The organism is Acinetobacter sp. YH12023 (assembly GCF_013420135.1).
In the GTDB taxonomy this organism is placed as follows: Bacteria; Pseudomonadota; Gammaproteobacteria; order Pseudomonadales; family Moraxellaceae; genus Acinetobacter; species Acinetobacter amyesii.
Genome location: NZ_VOYU01000027.1, coordinates 1 through 5,560 on the forward strand (window position 1 = coordinate 1; position 5,560 = coordinate 5,560).

At 39.7% G+C, this 5,560-nt stretch carries 6 protein-coding genes; 3 read left to right on the plus strand and 3 right to left on the minus strand.

Annotated elements, in window-relative coordinates; all coding sequences use genetic code 11:
- Positions 1–163 precede the first annotated feature (163 nt).
- Entirely contained in the window at positions 164–952 is a 789-nt protein-coding gene (locus FTT92_RS16435; protein ID WP_005071978.1) for an ANT(3'')-II family aminoglycoside nucleotidyltransferase, read from the minus strand.
- A gap of 3 nt (positions 953–955) precedes the next feature.
- On the minus strand, positions 956–1,231 hold the full coding sequence (locus FTT92_RS16440; protein ID WP_004919011.1) for a hypothetical protein: 276 nt from the start codon (positions 1,229–1,231) through the stop codon (positions 956–958).
- A gap of 209 nt (positions 1,232–1,440) precedes the next feature.
- On the opposite strand from FTT92_RS16440, the gene mobQ reads away from it, so the two are divergent.
- From mobQ to FTT92_RS16455, 3 genes are all read left to right on the plus strand, one after another.
- On the plus strand, positions 1,441–2,859 hold the full coding sequence (mobQ, locus tag FTT92_RS16445; RefSeq protein WP_065996350.1) for a MobQ family relaxase: 1,419 nt from the start codon (positions 1,441–1,443) through the stop codon (positions 2,857–2,859).
- Between the two features lie 601 nt (positions 2,860–3,460).
- Positions 3,461–4,399 (plus strand): replication initiation protein RepM, encoded by a 939-nt coding sequence (repM, locus tag FTT92_RS16450; protein WP_065996348.1) that lies wholly within the window; start codon positions 3,461–3,463, stop codon positions 4,397–4,399.
- Positions 4,400–4,414: 15 nt separating this feature from the next.
- Positions 4,415–4,648: a hypothetical protein gene (locus FTT92_RS16455; RefSeq protein ID WP_065996352.1), complete on the plus strand. Its 234-nt coding sequence runs from the start codon at positions 4,415–4,417 to the stop codon at positions 4,646–4,648.
- 21 nt (positions 4,649–4,669) lie between these two features.
- Here FTT92_RS16455 and trbL read toward each other — a convergent pair.
- A partial coding sequence (gene trbL / locus FTT92_RS16460) for a P-type conjugative transfer protein TrbL (protein WP_180172630.1) occupies positions 4,670–5,560 on the minus strand: 891 nt, incomplete at its 5' end.

A 5,560-nucleotide genomic window follows, 5' to 3' on the forward strand; every position in this document is an offset into this window, starting at 1 on the left:
TCTCTTGGACGATCTTCCAGCCGTTCACAAAAAAATCTGAGGGTGTAAGCAGACTGTAGCCACTGGCGGTAGATGCAGCCTGCCTGAAGCTATTTACAATCGCTTCAGCGAACGTTGCTGAGTTCATCAAAAGCCATGACATAAAGCCAGAATCAAAAAATTATTATGTGATCAGATTTCTTTTCTGCTCAAACTGCTCTTCAATTTTTGAACTCAAAAAATTGACAATAGGCTGCAAAGCATAATGCTCCTCTTGCCAATTTTGTTTGCCGATTTCCCCTCTATATTCCTGTATAAGTCGCTGCAATACGAATTTCTGCTCATCAGAAAGCTGAGACATAACCCATCGTGCAGCATTGTCTTTTGAAGCAATATCCTTCATCACTAAACTAAAATAGATCCGGCATAAAGCTAAAATCTGGTTTCTTTCATCTGCATCCTCATCCCAATGCGCTACAATTTCGGGATAAGTGTCAGACATTGCTTGCCATAGTTCTTGATCAGAAATTTCAGGTGCCCATTGGTTTAAAGCTGGCCCAAATAAAACTGTATGATGAGATCTCGCTTTTCTAAGCAATATACTAATATCTGGGTCTTTCTGTGAGCTCAATATTCCACCTTCTTTAAGCTCTTCACGCAGCCATTCACCAAATTGCATTTCATAACTTAAAGGATAAATTCCAGACTGAATCTCATCTTTTAATAAAATAGTAACTTCTAATGGCCTTTGTAATTCCCCAACAGGCTGTGAAATTTTTAGTAATTCTTGTGCAAGCTGCTCACGTAAAGCAGAAGTTAATGGTTGAGTGACCACGACCAGTACATCAAGATCACTTTCTGGCCCTAAACCACCGTCAACAGCTGAACCATAAAGATAAATTGCAAATAATGATTCCGCTAAAAGCTGCTGTAATTTTTCTTGTAGATATTCTAACTGAATTAAATCAGGCATCACTCACTCCTTTAATGGAAGATTAAATAATTCTCTATCTCGATTTTCGGTTAAGTATTTATCGAGTTGAGCCATTAACTTTTCATGAGCAACAGTGTCATTTTCGACGATTTTTAACATACAAGAGCCGATTAAAATCTTACGTCTTGTATCATTCTTTCGTTCTAACTCTTTTTGCTTAGAACGTTCACGAGCTACAGCAGCTTGTTTTTGAGCTTTTAACTGTTTTAACCGCTCTTGTTGCTTAGAAATTTGTTGTTCCAATGACTCAATTTTCATCTTTAACATACCTTTCAAATAGAGGAAATCCCCCTAAATCATAAGCGCACTTGAACATTGCTTTCAAGTTGCTATATGATTGTTGTGGGTTTTCCCGAAGGGCGCACTTTCCCAAACTAAAGTTTGGAGTGCGTAAGGGGACACCCCTTAACCCCGAAAAAAAATTTTCAATTTTTTTTTAAAAACACTTGTCAATGGGACTTTACATCGTGGCTATTTTTCACTTTTCAGTAAAAAATATTAGTCGATCAGATGGTCGAAGTGCTGTTGCGTGTGCTGCATATAGATCAGGGGAAAAATTGAAAGATGAACGCTATGGAAAAGAGCAGGATTACACGAAGAAAACAGGCATAGAATTTAAAAATATCTATGCGCCTGAAAACACCAAAAAAGAATTATTAGATCGGGAAACGCTTTGGAATACGGTCGAAACCATTGAAACTAGAAAAAACTCTCAATTATCAAGAGAATTTGAAGTTGCATTTCCTTGTGAATTAAACCAAGAACAACGAGAGAAGATGCTCAATGAGCTATGCGGAAAAATTGTAGAACGTCATAAGGTCGTTGTTGATGCAGTCATTCATGCCCCACATACCGCAGGCGGAAGTGATGACCGCAACTATCACGCCCACATCATGCTCACTACACGCAGCATTAACCAACAAGGCGACCTTGATAAAAAAACGAGAGAATTTAACGACAACGGCAAACAAGAAGTCGAACACTGGAGACAACAGTTTGCGGAACTCTGCAATCAATTTCTTGAACAGGTTGGCAGCCATGAGCGTGTCGATCACCGCAGCTACAAAGAGCAAGGTTTAGATTTAGAAGCCACACAGCATGAGGGTTCTACAATTACCCAACTTCGCAGACAGGGCAAGGACACTGAAATCAGTTTAAGTAACGATGCGATTAAGGCTAGAAATACAGAACGCCAATTAATTAAAGGACTTGAGCAAGAAATTTTAGCCACAGAACGCCTTGTTCATGACTTGGAACAGACCAGGGAAAATTTAGACCAGGAACAACGCCAAAAAGAAAAAGACCAGGAACAACGTTCCCCTGAAGAATTAACCAAAATTGCATATAGCGTTATTTCGCAATATAACGACGCTATAGCCACAGAAGCGAAAAACATAGCGTCATCTATCCAAAAAACAGAAATCGAGCAAATAAACGCTGTTTTGGAGCAAATAGAGCTATCTAAAAGCGATATTAAACACCAAAAAGAAGAACTAGGAAAAAGACCCCTGTTTTTTGGCGGAAAATGGGATACAGCAAATGCTGAAATTCAGAAGCAGTTGAACCAGCTGGAAGAACAAGAACGAGAATTGAGGAATAACTCCCCTCGATTTGAGCCTGAACGCTATACAGATCGGGCAAAACTGACTGTAAACAAGGCTAATCCAAACCTAAAAGCTAAATATGACCGAGCAAGAAATTATCTTGAGCGAGAACAACAACGGAAGTTAGCCGAACAGGAAAAACGAAAACAAGAAGCCAAAGCCATACAAGAACAAGAAAAACAGGCATTTTTTGCACGTAAAGCCTTGCGTGAACAAGGTAAGCATGAAGAAGCCAACAAGATGCTTGAAGCCGAAAAGCGGAATAGACCACGTTCAAGATAGGTATATCTATGGTGCAAAATATATGATTTTGCACCATAGATATACCTATTCTTTTTGGTGTTTATTAAAATTATCTAAACAATACATGGTTTTACAGAGCGAGTGTCTACGAGCGAACTAGCAATATTCGACCCTCGACCCTCTGAAAAACCGCTTTTAAATGACTTGAACCCTAGAAAATCTATATTTTCATGTTGAAATCTGCACCTAGACCGAGCGAAGCGAGCATAAAGCCTTATGAGCGAAGCGAATTCATAGTTGCTTTTGCTTTTAGATTTCACAAACAGGATTAACCGAAAAATTGCCCCTCGAAGCGAGCTTGCGAGCTTCAATAAAGTACGAGCTTTAGCGAGTACATAGGGCAATTTTGACCCCTCCCCTCTTTTTTAATTTTTTTATTTTTTTTAATTTTTAGGGTGACTGAAATCCTTATATAGCAATGGTTTCAGACTTTATATAGCAACGTTTATCTTGCAATATAGCAACGTTTATCTTGCAATATAGCAACGTTTATCTTGCAATATAGCAACGTTTATCTTGCATATTACAACATTGTTATATAATGTTGCTATAACAACAAAATTCGAATAAGTTGCTATGTATGAAAAAAGACCTAGTCGTTAAGGATAATGCGCTGATCAATGCCAGTTATAATTTAGACCTTGCAGAACAACGCCTAATCCTTTTAGCAATACTGGAGGCGAGGGAGTCTAATATCCCTAGTGACCGTGATTTAACTATCCATGCAGAAAGCTACATTAACCATTTCAATGTCCATAGAAACACCGCCTACAAAGTCTTAAAGGATGCTTGCAAAAACTTGTTTGAGCGTCGCTTTAGTTACCAAAAATTAACGGCTAAAGGCAATCTTGAGAATGTTATGAGCCGATGGGTACAGCGTGTGTCCTATGTTGAAAATGAAGCCCTTGTCCGTATCAGGTTTTCAGATGATGTTGTGCCACTGATCACCAACCTAGAGAAGCATTTCACCAGTTATGAACTGGAGCAGGTAAGTAGCCTAACGAGTGCCTATGCCATACGTTTATATGAACTACTAATTGCATGGCGTAGCACTGGGAAAGTATCAATGCTTGAAACTAAGGAATTGAGGTCAAGACTTGGTGTATTGGACACAGAGCATCAACGGATGGAATCGTTTAAAAGACGAGTATTAGAGCCTGCTATTCAACAAATTAACGACCATACCGACATTAAGGCAGAATACGAGCAACATAAGCGAGGACGTTCAATCATTGGGTTTTCATTCAGCTTTAAACAGAAATCCAAGCCTAAAACAATCAACCATGAACGAGATCCAAGCACGGTTGATATGTTCTGCAACTTGTCAGACAGTCAGATAAATACTTATAGCTCAGTATTGTCTAAAGTCCACAGTATCAGCGACCTAGCAGGGAATAAGGACTATCAAGCATTTGCAATATGGATTGCCAATATTTTACGTGACCCGTCCAGTGTGCGAGAAGAAACGGCAAAACGCATATTCAAGGCATTGCGAACAGAAACAGATTTTAAAGGTTAAATGGGAGTATTACTAATGACTGATTTATCAAAACTAAGTGAAACCGAGCTATTAGCTATCTGGAATAAAGATAATTTTGGACTGAAAGGTCAACTATACAAACTAGAACAAGAGTACATCGAAGCCAAAGAAATATTGGATAACTGGCAGAATAAAGACCACCCACTTTATGAACGTCATCAAAGTTGTGTGGATGGTCTTATTACAAGGATTGAGCGTATAAAACAACAACTAAACAAATGCGAATAATCAGAAAAAATCTGTCTCGCCCTATGAGATAGTGTTTTCATCCTGATTGCTTTTAGATCGTTTTGACCGTAGCTCGTTTGCTTTATTCATCATCGAGCCAGCCATACGTCCACCAGTCGTAGAACCACTTAAACGACTACCAAGGTCACTTTTTAAAGCAGAACTCATATTCATGGCCATATTACCAGCCATAAAACCAGCTTTACCCATTGCACTCGATGGGCCTGTGCCAGTTGCTTGAGCCGTTTTAAGCTGTTCACTTGCCAACGCTCCAGCGCCTTTTGTAGCCATAGACGCACCAGCTGCACCAGCAGCAGCGCCAGCTGTCGCAGCAGCCACAGCACGTAGGGCAGAAGTTAAAGCAGCACCACTTCCAATAGATGAACCGTTAATCACACCTTGGAGCATATCAGGCACAATTTTGGTTAATGCCAGCAGTACCACACTACAGCCAATCATACCGACCAAACTTACATTGTCTTCAACATTAAAGCCCGTAGCCCACTCTTGGATAAAAGTAAGTCCAAGACCTGCAATCAATTGTAAGATAAATATTTTTGCACCGACTGAAACAGCATATTGAATAGTTTTCAAGGCATAGTCTTTCGTCCATTGCGAACCTGCAAACCCCATCATTAAGACACTAGCTGACACCACGATATACATTTCAACCAACGCCAAAACCAAGAACGCACAAATCAAGGCAAATGCAATCATGATAATGATTGAAGCAATCAGCATCCCCAATGAATCAATAGGCGACCAAGCACTTACCGAGTTTAAAATCTCTTGGACGATCTTCCAGCCGTTCACAAAAAAATCTGAGGGTGTAAGCAGACTGTAGCCACTGGCGGTAGATGCAGCCTGCCTGAAGCTATTTACAATCGCTTCAGCGAACGTTGCTGAGTTCAT